Raw genomic sequence first — 17,584 nt, forward strand, 5'->3', positions numbered from 1 at the left:
GTTCGACTTGCATGTGTTAGGCACGCCGCCAGCGTTCGTCCTGAGCCAGGATCAAACTCTCCAAAAAAAGTTATTTCACTTCTTCTAGAAGAAGATGATTGACTCATGATTTATTTTGAGACTCTTGCGAGTCTCTCTCATTGGCTGTCCTTGTTGTTTAGTTTTCAAAGACCAAAGACCATCATTTTTTCTTGCCCCGTTTGGGCCGGAATCACATCTTAGCATTTTCAACTTATGTTGTCAATAGCTAGTTTTGCTTTGGATTCGATTAAAGATCCTAAGTATTTATCTTATAACCATTTAATCCCTACGTGTCTTGTGACACTCAGTTATAATACCATTTTCAGCGCTTGCTGTCAACAAGTATTTCACTGTTTCCACATTATCTCTTCCAAGGTTTTACCCCCCCAAGAGCGACATTTGTTATATTATCACGTTCCTATGAAATGGTCAATACCTTTCTTCTCGAAAAGTGTCATTAGAAATCGAAAATACTTCAGTGTCTTACACAGAATCAACACATATTTAATTCTGCCAATAAATTATGGAGTTATGAAGCTTTTCTTGTCTTAATCGGAAAGAACAAAACTAGGATGAAACTTAAGATTGCAATAATAAAGATACCATAAAAGACATACTGAAGTGATATTGTTAAACCTGATGTCATTAGGTTAATAACCTTATCTGGAAGTGTTCCTTTCTTAACTGGGTCAAGTAAAACGTTAATAACATCAGTATTATATGATCCTTCACCGACACTCTTTAAATAACTTGTCAGTTTGGTATTTAAAACTCCACCTAAAAGAGCTGCACCCATTGTATTTCCTAATATGTTCATAAACATATTAGAAGCTGTCGCTACTCCACGCATTTTCCACTCCACGCTGTCTTGAATACCGACTATAAAAACAGTTCTAGCTAATCCCATTCCAATACCAATTAAAAGCGAGCCTGCTCCTGCCCAGAGCCAACCTCTTTCAGGTCGCATTGCTGTTAAAAACAGGGTACCCATCAGAACCCAAAACCCTCCTGCGATGGCGATACGTCTAAATCCGAATTTAAACATAACCTTACCAGCTAACATTGCACCAATCAGCCAACCCATTGTCATAAAAGCAATCACAAAACCAGAAATGATTGGAGACTGTCCCATTACACCTTGAATGTAGGTGGGTAGAAATGATGAGATGCCAATGATCACAATACCCGTCGTTAAAGTTGCTACGTTTGAAACCACAAGTAAAGAATCGTTCCAAATCTCCAAAGGCATAATTGGCTCTGCGGTACGTCTTTCCTGCAAAATGAAAAGATAAAATCCAACGATAGAAACCCCAACTAAAAGAATCACTGGCGCAGAGTACCATCCCCATACAGTTCCCGCTTGGATAAAGACAATCATCAAGGCACTGATCGAAACGAAAATAAGTCCCGAGCCTATATAATCAATGCTATGTTGTCGCTTATGTACAGTCTCCCCTAGGAAGAACCATATCCCCGCTACCGCGAACACACCAATCGGCACGTTTACCCAAAAAATCCACGCCCAATGAACATACTGAACAAAGAAGGCTCCAAGGGCTGGGCCAATAATTGAAGAAACTCCCCAAACACTAGAGACATAACCTTGGATCCGAGCACGTTCAGAAAGATTAAAAATATCCCCAATAATTGTGGTGGCAATAGGCTGCACCGCTCCTGCACCTAAACCTTGAATCAATCGGAAAACTATGAGCATATTCATTGTTTTAGCTAAACCACAAAGCATAGACCCAATCAGGAAAACTATAATTCCGAAGGTAAAAATGGGTTTTCTTCCGTACAAATCAGCAAGTTTCCCATAAATCGGGATTGTGACTGCTTGAGCCAAAAGAAAGGACGAAAAAACCCAACTAAATAGAGAAAAACCGCCAAGATCTGCTACAATACTAGGAATCGCCGTAGCCACGATCGTCCCTTCTATGGCAGCTATAAAGATAGCTAGCAAAACACTTGCTAAAACAACAGATCGGTTTGTCTTCATAGACTTATTAATATGAACTTGATCACTTTCTTGCATGACACGGAAACTCCTTCTATGATATGGCTCCAACTACTACTTAGGGAATCAAACTAAATCCTTCCCTCGCTCTCACACTTTAGCGAAAGAAGGATTTTAAAGTTACTGATCACTACCTCCTACAACTTTGTGCTTCTCTAAAACAGCCCGAATCGTAAACCACTCGACTTCATCTGAGAGAAGATCTTTAATAGGACGTAATCTCTCTCCACCCACTTGCTGGATTGCTTCCAAAATTTGAGGTTCCTGTTCAACCGGAATAAAGTCATCCCACGGTACAACCTGCCCATCAAGACCACAACGCACAAGATGGTTTTGAATTGTAATCGGGGTAACCTTTCTAATGTTCGCAATTTCCTCTAAAGAGTGTCCTTCTCTGTACATAAACAATGTTTGTAGATGAGAAGGTTGGTTATTTTTCGCCGGCGGTTTCTCTAATTCATTAATCTCAGAACGAGTCTCTTCAGCTTCCTGATTCTTACAAGCATTTCCTATTACAGCTAGAAATTCATCCCCGTATTTTTCTAGCTTTCGTTCTCCCACTCCACTGATTCGAATCATAGCCCGGTGATTTAATGGACATATTTGTGCCATTTCCCTTAAGGTACTATCTGCAAAAATCATATATGGCGGAAGGTTTTCGCGAAGGGCTATTTCTCTGCGCAGCGCACGCAAACGATCAAATAAACTAACCTCTTCTGATTCCTGTCGAGAAGGCTTCGGCGATACTTTTCGAGTCACCTTAGCTTCCCCTTTCAGAACAGAAACTGCGTTAGGCAAGAGTTTTACTACTGGATATTCTCCATTTGATAATTGCAGATAGCCCTCGGCTACTAAACAGTTGATAAGATCTTTGATATCCTGAAGGGCGACTTCTTGCATAATTCCATGTGTTGATAGTTCATCAAAGCGAAGTTCTCTGATCTTTGCTTTGCGTGATCCTTTTAATACCTCAGCCACTAAACCGATACCAAACCGTTCTCTCATTCGATAAATACAGGAAAATACTTTTTGGGCCTCTAAGGTAATATCAACAGTATCCCGCTCGTCATTACAACTACTACAGTTATTGCATTCTTCCCGGACATCTTCTTCTCCGAAATACTCTAGAATCGACTTGCGTAAGCACCGCGGGGTATGACAGTAATCCACCATTCCTTGAAGTTTCTTAAGTTCATTCATTTTCCGTTCCGGTTGGAAAATGCTTTGTTCAATTAAATATCTTTGCAACACCACATCTTGAGGTGAAAATAACAAGAGACATTCTCCCGGTTCTCCGTCACGTCCGGCACGCCCCGCCTCTTGATAGTAGGCTTCCATATTCCTCGGCATATTATAATGGATTACATAGCGTACATTAGATTTATCAATTCCCATCCCGAAGGCATTGGTCGCCACCATCACAGTTATTTCATCAAACAGGAAATCCTCTTGGCTTTTTTTGCGATCTTCATCCGTCATACCCGCATGATACTTTCCAACCTTTAAGCCACTCTTCATTAAAAAGCTCTGGAGATTGTCAACTTCTTTACGGGTCCCTGCATAGATAATCCCAGGCTGGTCAGCATGAGTTTTAGTATATTCAAGCACAAAATCCTTTTTATTTTCCCCTCGAAACGTAGAAAAGGTAAGATTGGGACGATCAAATCCAGTCACAAATATCCCCGGTTTACTTAACCCTAACAGTCGTATGATATCCGATTGGACCTCTTCAGTTGCTGTTGCAGTGAACGCTCCGATCAGTGGTTTCTGAGGAAGGGACTTAAGGAAAGGCCCCAACTGAAGGTAACTTGGCCGGAAATCATGCCCCCACTGAGAGACACAATGCGCTTCATCGATGGCTAAAAAGGTAACCTGCAATGACTCTAAAAGGCTACGGAAACTATCCGACTCTAAGCGCTCAGGAGCAACATACAGAAGCTTATACTTCCCATGTGCAGCCAGCTCAATCCGGGACCTGACTTCCTTGAGAGATAGTGAACTATTGATAAAGGTTGCCGGGACTCCATATTGTTGCAGGGCATCTACCTGATCTTTCATTAAGGAAATTAGGGGTGATATGACAAGAGTTGTTCCTTTAAATAAAAGAGCTGGAATTTGATAGGCGAGGGATTTCCCGGCTCCTGTCGGCATAATAGCTAAGGTATCCGAACCTTGGAGTAAACTAGCGATCACTTTTTGCTGGCCATCTCGAAATTGCGTATAACCGAAATACCTTTGCAATACCTCCAAGGCTTTCTTTATCATAATAACGAACATCTCCTTAAAGTTATTATACTTTCTAAAGCTGTCCCTATTATATCAAAAAAAAGCTGGGTAAAGGGATTTAACTAAAGTTTCCTACATCATCTTGGTTCCAACCCTTTGTTCCAATAAGAGGAACAAAACGCACTGCTCCTAAATTATCTTCTATTAATTCACCGTCAATCGTTTTCTTAACACGTAATAAGTGTTGTTCCCCCTGATCTCCTACCGGAATCACCAAGCGACCTCCAAGGGCTAGTTGTTCTATTAAAGGAATAGGTATCTTCGGCCCTCCTGCAGTAACCAAAATGGCATCAAACGGTGCCTTTTCAGACCAACCAAGAGTGCCATCACCAACAAGGACGTCAATATTATTATACCCTTGGCTCCTGAATCGTTCTTTAGCAAGCTCAGCTAATAAGTCGTGCCGCTCGATTGTAATGACTTTCCTGGCCATGCGGGATAGTATCGCTGCCGAATAACCGGAACCCGTTCCTATTTCTAAAACTTTGTCATTTGCTTTCAACTCTAAAGCCTGAGCCATAAGAGCAACTATATACGGCTGACTGATGGTTTGTTCTTCCTCGATTTCTAGGGCTGTGTCATAGTACGCTAACTCTTGCTTATCCTCCATAACAAACTTATGTCTTGGAACAGACAGCATACTATTAATGACGGCTTCATTCGTTATGTCACGACTCATAATTTGTGTCCGAATCATCCATTCGCATTCTGCCTGTCTATCATTTGAAGTATCTTTCATATAATAATCGTTTGCCACTATCATCTACCTCTCTTTATTTATGTAAATATCAGTTTTCCCAAACAGCTTTAAATTTACTAAACAAAAAACTCGTAGGGGCAATTCATGAATTGCCCCTACATACTTTAAGATATTGTTACAAAGAAAAAAGGGAGAGCTCTGTTTTTGAACTCTCCCTTTTTGCCTTTGGGCGAACCACACTTCCAGCACGACACCACACTAGCTCTTCTCAATCTTCGCTACAACCTTTATGATCTCAAGCAGTAAATTTGTTGTCTTATACAAATCCTCTTCCTCGATCCATTCCTCAGTGGTATGAGGCTTGTGCATCCCCGTTCCTAAAACCGCGCAGGGTACACCATAGCGATTAAAATAGTTAGCATCACTACCACCGCCAGTTACCCCAGTGATGACATTTAATCCAGCAGACCTGGCTGCCTGGCTAGCAATAGCTACCACTTGAGAATCCTCAGTCAGCGTAAAGGGTTCATATAAACGGATGACCTCAATTTCTGCAACAGCGCCCATTTCCTCAGCGCATCGCTGGAACGTTTCGCACATATGAGCTGTTTGATGTTCTAGTTTCCATAAGTCTCTGCTTCTTGCTTCACAAGTTATGTCAACTCTGTCAGCCACGATATTCGTTGCTCTACCGCCCTGAATCGTTCCGATATTTGACGTAGTTTCCTCATCAATCCTGCCTGTTGACATACTCGAAATTGCCTTAGCTGCGACGACAATTGAGCTGATTCCATCTTCTGGGGCAAAACCAGCATGAGCCGCCCTGCCCTTGATCATCACGTTGAGACGATCTTGACCTGGGGCAGCTAAAATTATTTCTCCTGGTCCACCAACACAATCCATGACAAATCCAAGGTCGGCTTTCAGCAGCGCTTGATCTAGGTTCTTAGCGCCCTTGAGACCCCCTTCTTCTGCTACACTAAAAATAATCTGAATATCCCCATGTGGGACATTTTGCTCTTTGATGGTTCTTAGTGCTTCTAAAATCGGTGCTATCCCTGATTTATCGTCAGCTCCTAGGATTGTTGGCCCTTTCGAAGAAATTACGCCTTCATGCAACACGGGTTCAATATTTAGGCAAGGGTCTACTGTATCCATATGGGCCGAAAATAAGATGATCGGAGCTTTTGGCAGGTTGCCTTTTAAGTAGGCAAAAACATTACCGCTGTTGCCCCCAATCCTTTGGCCTACATTGTCCTCTGTTACGGCCAGACCCATGCTTTGGAGACGGCCTTTAAGTACATCCGCTATTTCACGTTCATTCTTTGTCGGAGAATCAATTCTAATGAGCTCGAGGAACTCGGCCAACAACCTTTCCCGGTTGATCATGCTATGAATGCCACCTCACAGTTCCTGCATCTCCATTGTAACGAGGAATGACATGTATATGCCAATGAAATACTGTCTGACCAGCAGCAGTCCCTACATTAGCTCCCACATTATAGCCATCAGGATGGAACCTCTCATCTAACAATTCTTTAACTTTGGTAAGAAGTTCACCGACACTAGCCATTTCTTCTGCAGTCGCATTAAAGAAACTTGAAGCATGCCTTTTGGGAACGATTAGGACATGTCCCTTGCTGACTGGATACTTGTCATAAAATGCCCGGGCTAGTTCGTTTTCTACAAGGTTGACGGTCTCTGGTAGTGTGCAAAATACGCATTCGTTCATCCGTATTCCTCCTACTAGTTGATCCTTACAAATGCCTTTAGTTTAATCTTGCTTATTTTCCTCTTAAAGTCAAGTAACTAGTTACGTTTTTACAAATTAATTACCTTACTTTTTTAGTTCTGCCATACACTGCCCAACCAAACAGCATAGCTGTTACGATAATAAATGCCGGGTGGATATTAGCCAAATAAAGCAGCGCCACTGTCACAACAGCAATTCCCCAAGTACTGCTGGATGGGAAAGCCTTCTTACCCATATCATACGCTGTCTCCGCAACAAGCACAACTACTACAGGCCGAACGGCTTTGAGCATCGCTTGAAGTTCTGGAGAATTTGAATATTTCACAATTAGACTTCCTAGTAAAACTACAACGATTACGGTAGGAGCAACAGTTCCAATTGTGGCTGCTAAAGCACCTAACCAACCCGCGACTTTATATCCAATATAAGCTGCCATCTTAGTGGCGATTGGCCCTGGTAAAGCATTACCAATAGCAAGGGCATCCGCAAACTCTTCGTTATCCATCCAATGATAGCGATCCACCGCTTCGGCTTTTACGAGAGGAATGAGTGAAGGACCACCACCAAACCCCAGGTTTGAAGCTCGGGTAAAGCCAATAAATAGGTCCCATAAGTTTCTAAACACGAAGAGCCCCCCCTTTCAAAGGTTGATATACTACGTAAATTACTCCGAAATATAAGTCATTAGGTATTTAGCAGGATTCTAAGATTTAACGAAAAACTAATAATCCAAAACCCATAGAAGCTAAGATAATAAGTGCGGGATGCAATTTTAACCAGAATACAGAAACAACGGTCGCCAAAGCAATTCCCCAAGTCGTAAGGTCGGGGAAGGAGCCAATACCCATATCATAGGCGGTTTGAGCTATTAAAACGACTACAACTGGACGTACTCCCTTAAGCATTCCTTTTAAAACCGGAGAATTAGAGTACTTCATTAAAAACCGGGCCAGTAAAATGACGGCAAGGGAGGTTGGTAAAATAACACCGATATTCGCCACTAAGGCCCCTAACCATCCGGCTTCTTGATAACCAATATACCCTGCTAATTTTGTGGCGATTGGGCCTGGCAAAGCATTTCCGACGGCAAGTGCATTTGCAAATTCCGCGTTAGTCATCCATTGATACCTCTCTACGACTTCAATCTTGATGAGAGGAATGACTGCGGGTCCGCCACCAAAGCCTAAGTTACTTGCCCTAGCGAAAGCAATTAAAAGATCCCAAAGCTGTGTTAACATTATGCATTTCCATCTCCTTTCTCTAGGTATTTACAAACCCCTTGGCCAAGCATATATAGAAACTAGATGACATAGTGCTTAAGATGCTTTCTTAGCAATGACAAAAGCGTACTGGATTTTTCGTTCATCAGTGGTGCCGCGCAGCGGAATGGGGGTCTGGTAGTACCACTTACTCTTGAGAGTTTTCTTACGTAAAGTATATAACCTTAGACTCTGTAATTCAATAGATTTGGTATACCATATGATTAATTTTTGTATACCAAAATAGTGTAATTGAACCATTAAGGCTTAATATCGTCGGCCAAGAAAGCCATTTCCAAATAAGCCTTACATGAATTTTCCGCGTGGCTTTTGGCAGCGACTTCGGCTGCAGAACTGTCATGTTTACGTAAAGCCTCGATGATAGCATTATGCTCCACCCATACTTCTTCTGGCCGACCAGGTTTAGAATAGGCAACTTGAGTGAACTTAGATATATACTCATGTAATGTATTAAGAAAACTATATACTCGTGGGCTTTCTGCCGATCTATATATTATTTCATGGAACTTATCGTTTAATTGATTGGACTTTTTAAGGTTTCCTTTCCCATGTTCATCTGAAATTTGCTTAGCTAATGACTCCAAACGCTTTAATTCCCGTGGTTTTATTTTATTAGCCGCAATACTACAAATAAGCGCTTCCAAGGATGTTCTAATGAACAGGATCTCTACAATATCTGCTTTAGTAAATCCGGATACTACTACTCCCTTACGTGGTATATGAGTTACCAGTCGTTCCAATATAAGCTTGTTTATTGCTTCACGAACCGGGGTCCGACTAATACCCATTTGTTCTGCAATAGTACGTTCTACCAGCCGCTGTCCTGGTTCTAATTTCTTATCTAAGATTGCATTTCTCAGAATGGAGAACACCGAATCTCGGATATGGCCATTATCATCGAACTTAATAGGTGAAAAATGATGCGCCACTTTCCTTCTCCCCTTTGCATTATTATAAGTCTACCGTGCAAGGCAATTATAATTCTTTCTATAAGATAAAGGCAAGGTTTTTGGTATACCATATTCCAAAACTGATTGTGGTTTTCCTAAGACCACTAGCACGAGTATAAATACCATAAAATTAGAGCAAGTCTGTTTCTTGAATTGAAACAGACTTGCTCAATTAAACTCAGAACTAATAATTTTTTCATCCCATATCACAACTCGGTCGTTTTTATTGATTGTATTGGGGTTCCTGACTCTTAATGTATTGTTCCCTACCTTTTAACTCATTGAGAGCCGTGTCAAAGGTTTGCGCGAGTTGCTCAAATGTTTTTTTAGCCTGTTGATCCTGAGTTTCTAAAGAAAACGTCTTCATCGTGGCTGCTGCATTTTGCACTGTAGCAATAGCTTGTTGCATTTGTGTTCCAACGGTCATATTTTTCACCTCCTTAGCAAAGTAGTTTAAACGTTTTAACCTTTGGGTTTAAATATAAGCGCTCCAATAAACCCAAAGATGATGGCTGAAGATATGCCACCACTAGTTATCTGGAAAATACCGGTCAAGACTCCTATCGGACCAGTCGATTCGTATTCCTGTAATGCACCCTTGACCAAGGAATTGCCAAAACTGCTAATCGGCACGGTAGCTCCTGCACCAGCAAATTTCACAAGAGGTTCATAAAGGCCAAATCCTCCAAGAATGGCGCCTGCTACAACTAAGGTACATGTCGTATGGGCAGGAGTTAGTTTAAGACCATCGAGCAATAACTGTCCAATGACGCAAATCAAGCCGCCTATTATAAAAGCCCACAACAATTTCTCCATTTTAAGACAACTCCTTTAAATCTCGATGCTGACTGCATGGGCAATAGCAGGGATACTTTCTTTCTGTTGGTAGGACATGGGGGACAATAAGGCGCCAGTCGCAACAACTAATATTTTCTTTAGCTCTCCCTTGCGCATACGATTAAGAAAATGCCCAAAGGTTGTTACTGCACAACAACCACATCCGCTTCCTCCAGCCAGGACAACCGGTTGATCCTTACTGTAAATTAAAAGCCCACAGTCTGTTAGAAGCTCTTCTGGAATATTTAGGCCATGTTTTTTCAGTAAATCTCCTGCAATCCTATGTCCTACACGTCCCAAGTCGCCCGTTGCGATTAGGTCATAGTAACTAGGGTCCCGACCTAGATCTCTAAAATGGGCTTCAATAGTATCTACGGCTGCCGGAGCCATTGCTGCCCCCATATTGAAGGGATCACTAAGGCCCATATCAATAACTCTTCCGATAGTTGAGGCAGTTACTTTAGGCCCCTCTCCCTGATCAGCAACCAAAGCGGCACCAGATCCTGTCACAGTCCATTGGGCAGTGGGTGGTTTTTGGGAACCATACTCAGTCGGATACCTGTACTGCTTTTCCGAAGCTGCATTATGACTGGAAACGCAAACTAAAGCATTTTTAGCAAATTTACTTTCAACAAGAAGAGACGCCAAAGATAATCCTTCCATAGAAGTAGAACAAGCACCATAAAGTCCCAGAAAAGGAATCGATAAAGTACGAGCCGAAAAACTGCTAGGAACAATCTGATTGATCAGATCTCCACCAAATAAAAACTGAATATCTTCCTTTTTCAGGTTAGCTTTTTTTATTGCGGTCTCACAGGCCTGTTCCTGAAGCTTTTGTTCTGCTTTTTCGAAGCTATCTTGTCCAAGTCGGATATCCCCATGAAGAAGATCAAAATCGGAAGCTAAGGGACCCTTTGCCTCATAAGGTCCCCCTACAGCGGCTGAAGCGATAATGGTTGGTTTTGTCTCAAAAACCCATGTTTGATGACCTTTTAACAATTACATCACACCCAATGCTCTTAAACTTATTACGACTAGGGAAACGACAAACGCAGAAAAAACACCAAAAACGATAACCGGGCCTGCAATTTTAAACATATTCCCTCCAACTCCCAGAACATAACCTTCGGTTCGATGTTCAATAGAGGCTGAAGCTATGGTATTAGCAAAACCGGTAATTGGAACAACTGTACCTGCTCCGGCAAATTGAGCAATGTGGTCAAACACGCCCAAACCTGTGAGTATGACAGTAATGATAATTATAACCGCCACCTCAGGATTTCCTGAACTTTCTGTAGAAAAATGAAAATACTTAATAAAGAACATCTGTAAAACTTGTCCAAAGGTACAGATGAGGCCTCCTACAAAAAAGGCCTTAATACAGTTCGATAAAATAGGTCGTTTCGGTTCTCTTGCTTGGGCAAATTGTTGATATTCTTGTTGAGTAGGGGAAAGCTTCTTTTTCTTTTTGATCGACATTCCAGCACCTCTTATCGTAATAAGTAAGGACGTAATCTAAGGAGGAGGTCTTCAAGTCTTCTGGAATTATTAGAAAACATAGCTTTGGCTTCTGCATCCTCGGTTTGTAGCGCATAGGTTGCAAGGTCAGCCTGGCTTTTTTCAAGGGTAGCATAGAGCATTTCTTTTACTTTCGGCTGAGGTAGTTCGACGGCATCGTCAAAGAGGTCAAGATATAAATCCCCCGATGAATCAACTTGAGCAAGAAATACATTTTCTAAGGAAACCCCGATCTTATCGAGCTCAGTAGAAAGCCACTGTGGGTTTAGGCCTAAAGAGGCGAGTGGCTCTTCCAACATATTGCCGTCTAAAACGATGGTTTGAGGTTCAGCCTGAGGAGCAACCTTAATTCCAAGGTCATGTGGTGTAACCGGTTTTTTGTCTGACTTTAAGTAAGGATTGATAGTACCATTTGTTTCCATTACCGCAAATTCTACATCTGCTATATTGAAGGCGTTTTTAGCACGTAGTTGAGCTAAGAGGTCCTCTCCTGTCATTCTTACACTCATCAAGTTTTCTTCCATGATCTTGCCATGTTTTATTAACACGGCTTCTTTACCGTTGATTAACTCATGCATTACTTTGCTCTTGATTGCCAGATAATCTAAGGCTATAGGAAATGCAACCCATACTAGTAACGCTGTAAAACCATAGATTAAGTTGATCATATTAATTGACATTAAAGCTGCCACAATGGCAATGACAATGTAACTTATAAAACTAAAGGGACTGATCTGGCTCATAGTTCGTTTGCCCATTATCCTGGTAGCCGCCCATATGATAAAAAACAGCGAAATTGATTTAAAAAGTATTTGTGCCGATACCTGCATATATACACCTACCTTTAAACCTTTTAATTTCCTTTATACTGAGGTTCTTCAAACTCGAGAGTCTGCAACCTTTTTTCCAGATCCTCGATAATTGAATTAGTTTCTTCGAGTGCACCCTCAAAAACAGATCGTGTCTCATTATCTCTAGTTTGACTACTATATACCCTTAAGGTTCCACGAGCTCCTTTTAAACTTGCAATGGTTTGTTTAACCTGAGAAGCAACAGTCATATTATCAACCTCCTCGTACAGTCGGTATTATGCCTCTTTCAAAAATATCAATTCTCGTAAGATTAGGTAAATTAAGGAAATTAGCCATCCTAAGGAAGGTTCGAAAATTGTAAGTATCTAAACCAAAGCTAAAAACAAGTTCCTCACCAGATACAATAAAGAGGAACCAGAAGTACCTTAATACTATCTAGTTCCTCTTTAATTTAACCGGTTAAGATATCGATGTGTTCCGATGATCTTTAGTACAATGACTTTTTATAATTCACTCACACGTTCTAAGTCTTTGTCTTTAGCCAATTTATCCTTAATTTGTGATTGTACGGCTGATTCAAAAATCAAAGGATATATCTTCTTTACTAAGTCAGTGGGGAGTTGTAACTCCATGGCCTGGTTCACTAAACGCTGAAGAATCTCTTTTTCCCGGTTAGTATCCTTAACTCGATCCAGACGTTTTTGGTCCCCAACTTTTCTGACAATCTCCATCCGGGCAGCCAGACTTTCAATAATTGCTTGATCGATACTATCAATTTGAGTGCGCAAGGATTCAAGGGTGTCCTGACCACTTTTTAAGCTCTTCGCGAAAACCCTATTCACTGATTGAGCAACTACTCCAAGTTCTCCCGCGAGTTGGATGAACTGCTCTGGGGTTAAAGACTGAGGTCCATCGCTGACCGCCTCGGCAGGATTAGGGTGAGTTTCAATCAACAAACCGTCTGCTCCCATGGCAATAGCGGCCTTTGATAAGGAAGCAATCAGATCTCTTCTGCCCGCTGCGTGACTAGGATCAACAATCACCGGAAGGTGAGACAATTCTTTGGCTACTCCAACAGCACTTAAATCTAAAGTATTTCTAGTACTGGGTTCGTAGGTGCGAATCCCTCGTTCACAAAGAATGACCTGAGGATTCCCAGCCGCTAAAATATATTCGGCAGCCAACAACCACTCCTCTATGGTTGCCGATAAACCTCTTTTAAGGATGACCGGTTTTTGAATTTTACCGGCTAATTTTAGCAGCTCAAAGTTCTGCATATTCCGGGCGCCAATTTGAATAATGTCCACTTTGTCAATCACTAATTCCAAACTTGGAGCATCAATTACTTCCGTAACACAGAGAAGGTCCTGTTCTCGAGCAGCTTGAACCAAATAGTTAAGCCCTTCTAGGCCCAATCCTTGGAAACTATAGGGAGAAGTGCGGGGTTTGAAAACTCCACCGCGCAGGATCTTTCCGCCTGCCTTTTTTACCGTAATAGCGGACTGACTCATTTGAATACTTGATTCCACCGCACAGGGTCCACCCATAAGAATAATCTCTTTACCGCCTAAAGTTACCCCGTTAATCTCAATAGAACTCCGTTCTGCCTTTAGTCCTGCTAATTTTAAATCTTTCATAGTAAATGCCTCCCTTTAATTTTGTAAATAAAAAAAGTCCACGGCACATCCCATTTAACAGGGACGAAAGCCGTGGACTTCCGCGTTACCACCCATTTTGGCCAAATTGGCCCACTCAACAAAAGGTACAGCATATCAAACTCGTGTTTGCCAAGTTAAAGTCAGATCTACAAAATAAAAAACTTCTCATCCCTTGCAGGGACGAGAAGTTATATCTCGCGTTACCACCCAACTTAAGCCAAAAAGGCCACTCGACAAAGGTACGGGAATTGATATCCGATACCCCCTTCCTTCTAACGGTGAAGAACCGTCCTAGCCTACTTGATTTCGTTCAGCCGGCAGCTCGGGAGGGAACTTCATCTATTACTACACATAGAAGAGTTTACAGTCGAGACTCTTCCTCCCTGAAAGGTAATACATAGACTACTTTTCTCCGTCTTAGCCTTTAAAGATTTAATTAACTGTATTATAACACATCACGTATCTTTGTCAACTCTAATCATTTTCCGCAATTTCCGATTTACCTTTGGTCGGTTGGTTACGTGTTGCTTTAATGATCAGATAAATACCTCCTAGGATAAGCAAGAAAGGAATAAAGCTTGCTCTGAGAAAGTTATAATAATCCCAGTTCCCAATCAGTCGGGGCAAGAAGGAATATCTGTCTATTTGCCGCAGAAGACTGAGAATACCTATGACGATTATTGTGTATCCGATTGCACGAGGATTCTTGAGCAGTGGAGTATAATCAAACATTTGATGGTTGAAGAGATCCTGATCGACAATAGTCTGCCCTTTTTCAACCTGTCTTCTTAAGTGATGGCTTTCAAAGAAGCTGAAGAACCATGCTGGTATTACAATGAAAGGAATGAGAAAATCTAAACCAATAAAATTGATTAGGGCAATTCCGCCAAAGGTGATAATCATTAATTGTAGACCACGTCGAAATAATCCTTGATGCATGTGTGCGGCTCCAGGAATCAGACTGAAGCATAAAAACAGCAATTTCTCCAGAAAGGTTTTCCTAGGTAGGCTCGTAGGCAGAGCTGATACTTGGTTGGAACTTAAGTTTTCTTCAAGGCACTGGCGGCAAGCTGTTTTATCGTTTATTTTGACTGTACATTCTAAACAAATTGGATTTTTACATTTAACACATATGGCTTGGGCTTCTTGATGTGGGTGATAGTTGCAATTCATGAGTAGTCCTCCTCGTTATTTGGTCAATCCACCTTTGATTTTGTCAATGTCAGATTCGATTTTTTCAAACGTGTCGTTAGCTAGTTGACTTATTTTGTTGATAGGAATAGTCATTTGCTTACTTAGTATTGATGGCAATTCGATCATCTTACCGCCTTCAAAATTGGGATTTAAGGCGGCTAGGTTTAGGGCGAAAAGGAAGATTCCTGTAGCTATCATGCTAAAGCCCCAGGTTTTCAACTCAAATAGGCGAAAGGAGTTGAGGCTAACTAGGTTATTTAGGTATAGGCTCTTGTCGATAGCCTTCATAACGTTCATTTTGAGATCAGCAGGAGGATTGAGGATTACTTGTTTTTTGGTCAAGTTGTCTAAGGTTTTCTTAATAATTGCAACGGTACTGCGGCATTTAGAGCAATGCGCTAGATGAGAAGCCATTTCGTCTAGTTCCGCCTTACTCAAACTATGCTTAACGTAGCTATGCCAGTTATCCCGGCTTCGATAACAGGTCATGCCCTTCACCTCCAGAAGACATAGAATGGAGTTTTTCTCTTAACATTTTTCGACCCCGAAACAACCGAGTTTCCACCGTTCTTTTGGGAGCGTCAGTTATCTCGGCAATTTGTTGGGGACTGAAGTCTTGAAAATAGTATAGGATAAGGACCGTGCTGTAGATTGGTGGTAGGCTAGCGACTGCTGTTTGTACCTCAGAGGCAATTTCCTGCTGTAGAAACAAGTCTTCGGGGCTATCTTCCTCAGTGCAAAGATTATCAAAGCAGCTGGCCTCAACATATTGAGGTTTTTTCTTCCGACACCAATCAAGGCAATGATTGACAGCAATTCTGTAGAGCCAAGTGGAAAACGCCGACCCCTGTCTGAATACGGTAAGATTATTGTAAGCTTTAATGAAAATATCTTGGGTAAGGTCCCGGGCGTCTTCAACATTTTGAGTATAATAATAGGCGGTCCGGAATAATCCCGTCTGATAACGCTCCACGATATCGGCATACCCCTCGCCATTTCCTGCTAGGATAGCTTGAATTAATTCTTCATCCCCTTTGATGATGTTCTGAGCTTCATTGTCATGCAAATATCGTTCACCGCCCTTGCTATCCTTTAGACGTATGGATGCTCGTTTATACTTCAAAGAATATATTAGTTTTGCAAAAATATCTTGCCTTTACTCATAAAAACAGAGCCCAACTAGGACTCTGTTATGAGCTTTGCTTAGTAAGTAAATTCCCAATGCAAATGCAAAACTAACTGGGTTCCCATGAGCCGGCGGCGGCCTTAGTATTGACACTCAGGACATTCCCGTTGGCATCCAGGCTGTACGTGGCCAGGTTTCCGGCGTTGTCGGTGACGGTATTTAGTCATGGCGAAATAAGCTTATGGTTCCGCGATAGAAGGACCGAGGCGCAAATTTTGCCTCGGTTTTCGGTACTCTGCCCCTTTTTAGTTGCTCGTATTAATCCTTAAATTTGTCTTGATAGCAGGAGGCCATTCTTTCACCATATTGGCCATGTTTTGAAGCATCTCCTGGGCGGCGGCCCTGTTTATTTCCTTTTGCACCGGGTCCGTTTTGGCTAAGGCGGTAAGAGTTCTCAGTAACTCATCAAAAGCCTTGCGGATGTTTTCACGGTGAATGGAAAATTGGGCATCGGAGGATATGCTGGAGGTTTTGGCTTGTACCGTTTTGAGTTTTTCTTCCAGCTCGCTGATTTTCTCGGCTGAGGGGGCAGCTTCTGCAACTTCTTTCAGTTCCGGCTGCTTTTCAGTGACTTTATCAAGCTCCTGTTGATACTTTAGTTTAAAGTCCTCTACCTGTTTCTCCAGATCTCGGGCTTGTTCGGTTAAGCTGGCAATTTCCCTGTCTTTGCCGTCCAGTTCTTTTTTAAGGACTTCTTTCTCCTCAATGACCTGAGTTTTCTCCACTTGAGCTTTATCTCTGTCCTCAATCGCCTGGTTCTTTTCATTAACCGTCTGCTGCAGCTCCCGGGAGGACATGTTTTCAATATCATTGTCTTTAACGAGTTCCTCTCGCTCTTCCTCCGGGACACCTAAGAGAATAAGGGCTTGGGAGTAAGTCAAATTGTGCAACGTTGCATAATTTGAGCTGTCGTCTCCTTCGGATAAGCCGAGGAGTTTAGGGCCGTACTCCTTATAGATTTGCATTAGTCTTGTGGCGGTGCTATGGGAGTAACTGACTGATTCTTTCAGCCACTGACCCCATTCCCCATGCTTAAGCAATGCCTTGGCTTCCGTCAGGCGCTGGCCGATCTCAACAGCGTTGGTAAGCACGGTTTTCTGGGTGTGATGTTTAATCATATTGATCTCCGCTGCAATCACCTGGGGCGTACGTTCGTTGACCACATTATTCATCTTGGTTTTCCATCCTTTATTTAATAACCATATTAATAGAATATGTGGTCGGGCCTTTGAAGGTGCCGGCATATGCCGAAGCTTAATTTTTTGCCTGCCTGGATAGCATTGTTTCCTGCCAGCTTGCCGCCGGACATATGGAAGATATGCGACATCCGCTAGAGACCCGGCCGGAGGATGCTCAGGCGGAATGGACCTGT

Annotated in this window: 19 protein-coding genes, 1 rRNA gene and 1 other annotated feature; all 20 genes read right to left on the reverse strand. The window is 42.0% G+C overall.

The features are described 5' to 3' along the window. Positions 1 to 67: ribosomal RNA gene (locus tag HGJ98_RS08910) — 16S ribosomal RNA — on the reverse strand; the annotation flags it as partial. 483 nt (positions 68 to 550) lie between these two features. Further along, entirely contained in the window at positions 551 to 2,056 is a 1,506-nt protein-coding gene (locus HGJ98_RS08915) for an MDR family MFS transporter (protein WP_291350715.1), read from the reverse strand. Between the two features lie 102 nt (positions 2,057 to 2,158). Then, positions 2,159 to 4,303 (reverse strand): DNA helicase RecQ, encoded by a 2,145-nt coding sequence (recQ, locus tag HGJ98_RS08920; RefSeq protein ID WP_291350716.1) that lies wholly within the window; start codon positions 4,301 to 4,303, stop codon positions 2,159 to 2,161. A gap of 79 nt (positions 4,304 to 4,382) precedes the next feature. Beyond that, the gene (locus HGJ98_RS08925) at positions 4,383 to 5,081 is read right to left on the reverse strand and encodes a protein-L-isoaspartate(D-aspartate) O-methyltransferase (protein ID WP_291350717.1); all 699 of its coding nucleotides are present in this window, start codon (positions 5,079 to 5,081) and stop codon (positions 4,383 to 4,385) included. 201 nt (positions 5,082 to 5,282) lie between these two features. Then, the gene (locus HGJ98_RS08930) at positions 5,283 to 6,413 is read right to left on the reverse strand and encodes a M20/M25/M40 family metallo-hydrolase (RefSeq protein WP_291350718.1); all 1,131 of its coding nucleotides are present in this window, start codon (positions 6,411 to 6,413) and stop codon (positions 5,283 to 5,285) included. 1 nt (position 6,414) lies between these two features. Then, positions 6,415 to 6,756: an HIT family protein gene (locus HGJ98_RS08935; protein ID WP_291350719.1), complete on the reverse strand. Its 342-nt coding sequence runs from the start codon at positions 6,754 to 6,756 to the stop codon at positions 6,415 to 6,417. Between the two features lie 100 nt (positions 6,757 to 6,856). Beyond that, complete coding sequence (locus HGJ98_RS08940) at positions 6,857 to 7,402, reverse strand: chromate transporter (protein ID WP_291350720.1); 546 nt, start codon at positions 7,400 to 7,402, stop codon at positions 6,857 to 6,859. 85 nt (positions 7,403 to 7,487) lie between these two features. Continuing rightward, positions 7,488 to 8,015, reverse strand: coding sequence for a chromate transporter (locus HGJ98_RS08945; RefSeq protein WP_291350721.1), 528 nt, complete (start codon positions 8,013 to 8,015; stop codon positions 7,488 to 7,490). A 281-nt stretch (positions 8,016 to 8,296) separates the two neighbouring features. Next, a complete protein-coding gene (locus tag HGJ98_RS08950; protein WP_291350722.1) occupies positions 8,297 to 8,986 on the reverse strand; it encodes a GntR family transcriptional regulator in 690 nt (229 codons plus the stop codon). Between the two features lie 244 nt (positions 8,987 to 9,230). Beyond that, positions 9,231 to 9,434: a DUF1657 domain-containing protein gene (locus tag HGJ98_RS08955; RefSeq protein ID WP_291350723.1), complete on the reverse strand. Its 204-nt coding sequence runs from the start codon at positions 9,432 to 9,434 to the stop codon at positions 9,231 to 9,233. 35 nt (positions 9,435 to 9,469) lie between these two features. Further along, on the reverse strand, positions 9,470 to 9,823 hold the full coding sequence (gene spoVAE, locus HGJ98_RS08960; RefSeq protein WP_291350724.1) for a stage V sporulation protein AE: 354 nt from the start codon (positions 9,821 to 9,823) through the stop codon (positions 9,470 to 9,472). 15 nt (positions 9,824 to 9,838) lie between these two features. Then, entirely contained in the window at positions 9,839 to 10,843 is a 1,005-nt protein-coding gene (spoVAD, locus tag HGJ98_RS08965) for a stage V sporulation protein AD (RefSeq protein WP_291350725.1), read from the reverse strand. Next, positions 10,844 to 11,323 carry a stage V sporulation protein AC gene (gene spoVAC, locus HGJ98_RS08970; RefSeq protein WP_291350726.1) on the reverse strand — a complete coding sequence of 160 codons (480 nt, stop codon included), beginning with the start codon at positions 11,321 to 11,323 and terminating at the stop codon, positions 10,844 to 10,846. It abuts the gene before it with no gap. Positions 11,324 to 11,334: 11 nt separating this feature from the next. Continuing rightward, a complete protein-coding gene (locus tag HGJ98_RS08975) occupies positions 11,335 to 12,192 on the reverse strand; it encodes a DUF421 domain-containing protein (protein ID WP_291350727.1) in 858 nt (285 codons plus the stop codon). Positions 12,193 to 12,215: 23 nt separating this feature from the next. After that, positions 12,216 to 12,422 carry a DUF1657 domain-containing protein gene (locus HGJ98_RS08980; RefSeq protein ID WP_291350728.1) on the reverse strand — a complete coding sequence of 69 codons (207 nt, stop codon included), beginning with the start codon at positions 12,420 to 12,422 and terminating at the stop codon, positions 12,216 to 12,218. A 255-nt stretch (positions 12,423 to 12,677) separates the two neighbouring features. Further along, positions 12,678 to 13,811: a bifunctional 3-deoxy-7-phosphoheptulonate synthase/chorismate mutase gene (locus tag HGJ98_RS08985; protein ID WP_291350729.1), complete on the reverse strand. Its 1,134-nt coding sequence runs from the start codon at positions 13,809 to 13,811 to the stop codon at positions 12,678 to 12,680. 194 nt (positions 13,812 to 14,005) lie between these two features. Beyond that, positions 14,006 to 14,260: a binding site (T-box leader), on the reverse strand. Positions 14,261 to 14,306: 46 nt separating this feature from the next. After that, complete coding sequence (locus tag HGJ98_RS08990) at positions 14,307 to 15,005, reverse strand: hypothetical protein (protein ID WP_291350730.1); 699 nt, start codon at positions 15,003 to 15,005, stop codon at positions 14,307 to 14,309. A 15-nt stretch (positions 15,006 to 15,020) separates the two neighbouring features. Next, a complete protein-coding gene (locus tag HGJ98_RS08995) occupies positions 15,021 to 15,515 on the reverse strand; it encodes an anti-sigma factor (protein WP_291350731.1) in 495 nt (164 codons plus the stop codon). After that, on the reverse strand, positions 15,490 to 16,149 hold the full coding sequence (locus HGJ98_RS09000; RefSeq protein ID WP_291350732.1) for a sigma-70 family RNA polymerase sigma factor: 660 nt from the start codon (positions 16,147 to 16,149) through the stop codon (positions 15,490 to 15,492). The genes HGJ98_RS08995 and HGJ98_RS09000 overlap by 26 nt, the downstream gene beginning before the upstream one ends. Before the next feature lie 308 nt (positions 16,150 to 16,457). Continuing rightward, positions 16,458 to 17,384 (reverse strand): DUF3102 domain-containing protein, encoded by a 927-nt coding sequence (locus HGJ98_RS09005; protein ID WP_291350733.1) that lies wholly within the window; start codon positions 17,382 to 17,384, stop codon positions 16,458 to 16,460. Between the last annotated feature and the right edge of the window lie 200 nt (positions 17,385 to 17,584).

Origin of the sequence: Desulfosporosinus sp. (assembly GCF_014237355.1) — a bacterium.
Lineage (GTDB): Bacteria > Bacillota > Desulfitobacteriia > Desulfitobacteriales > Desulfitobacteriaceae > Desulfosporosinus.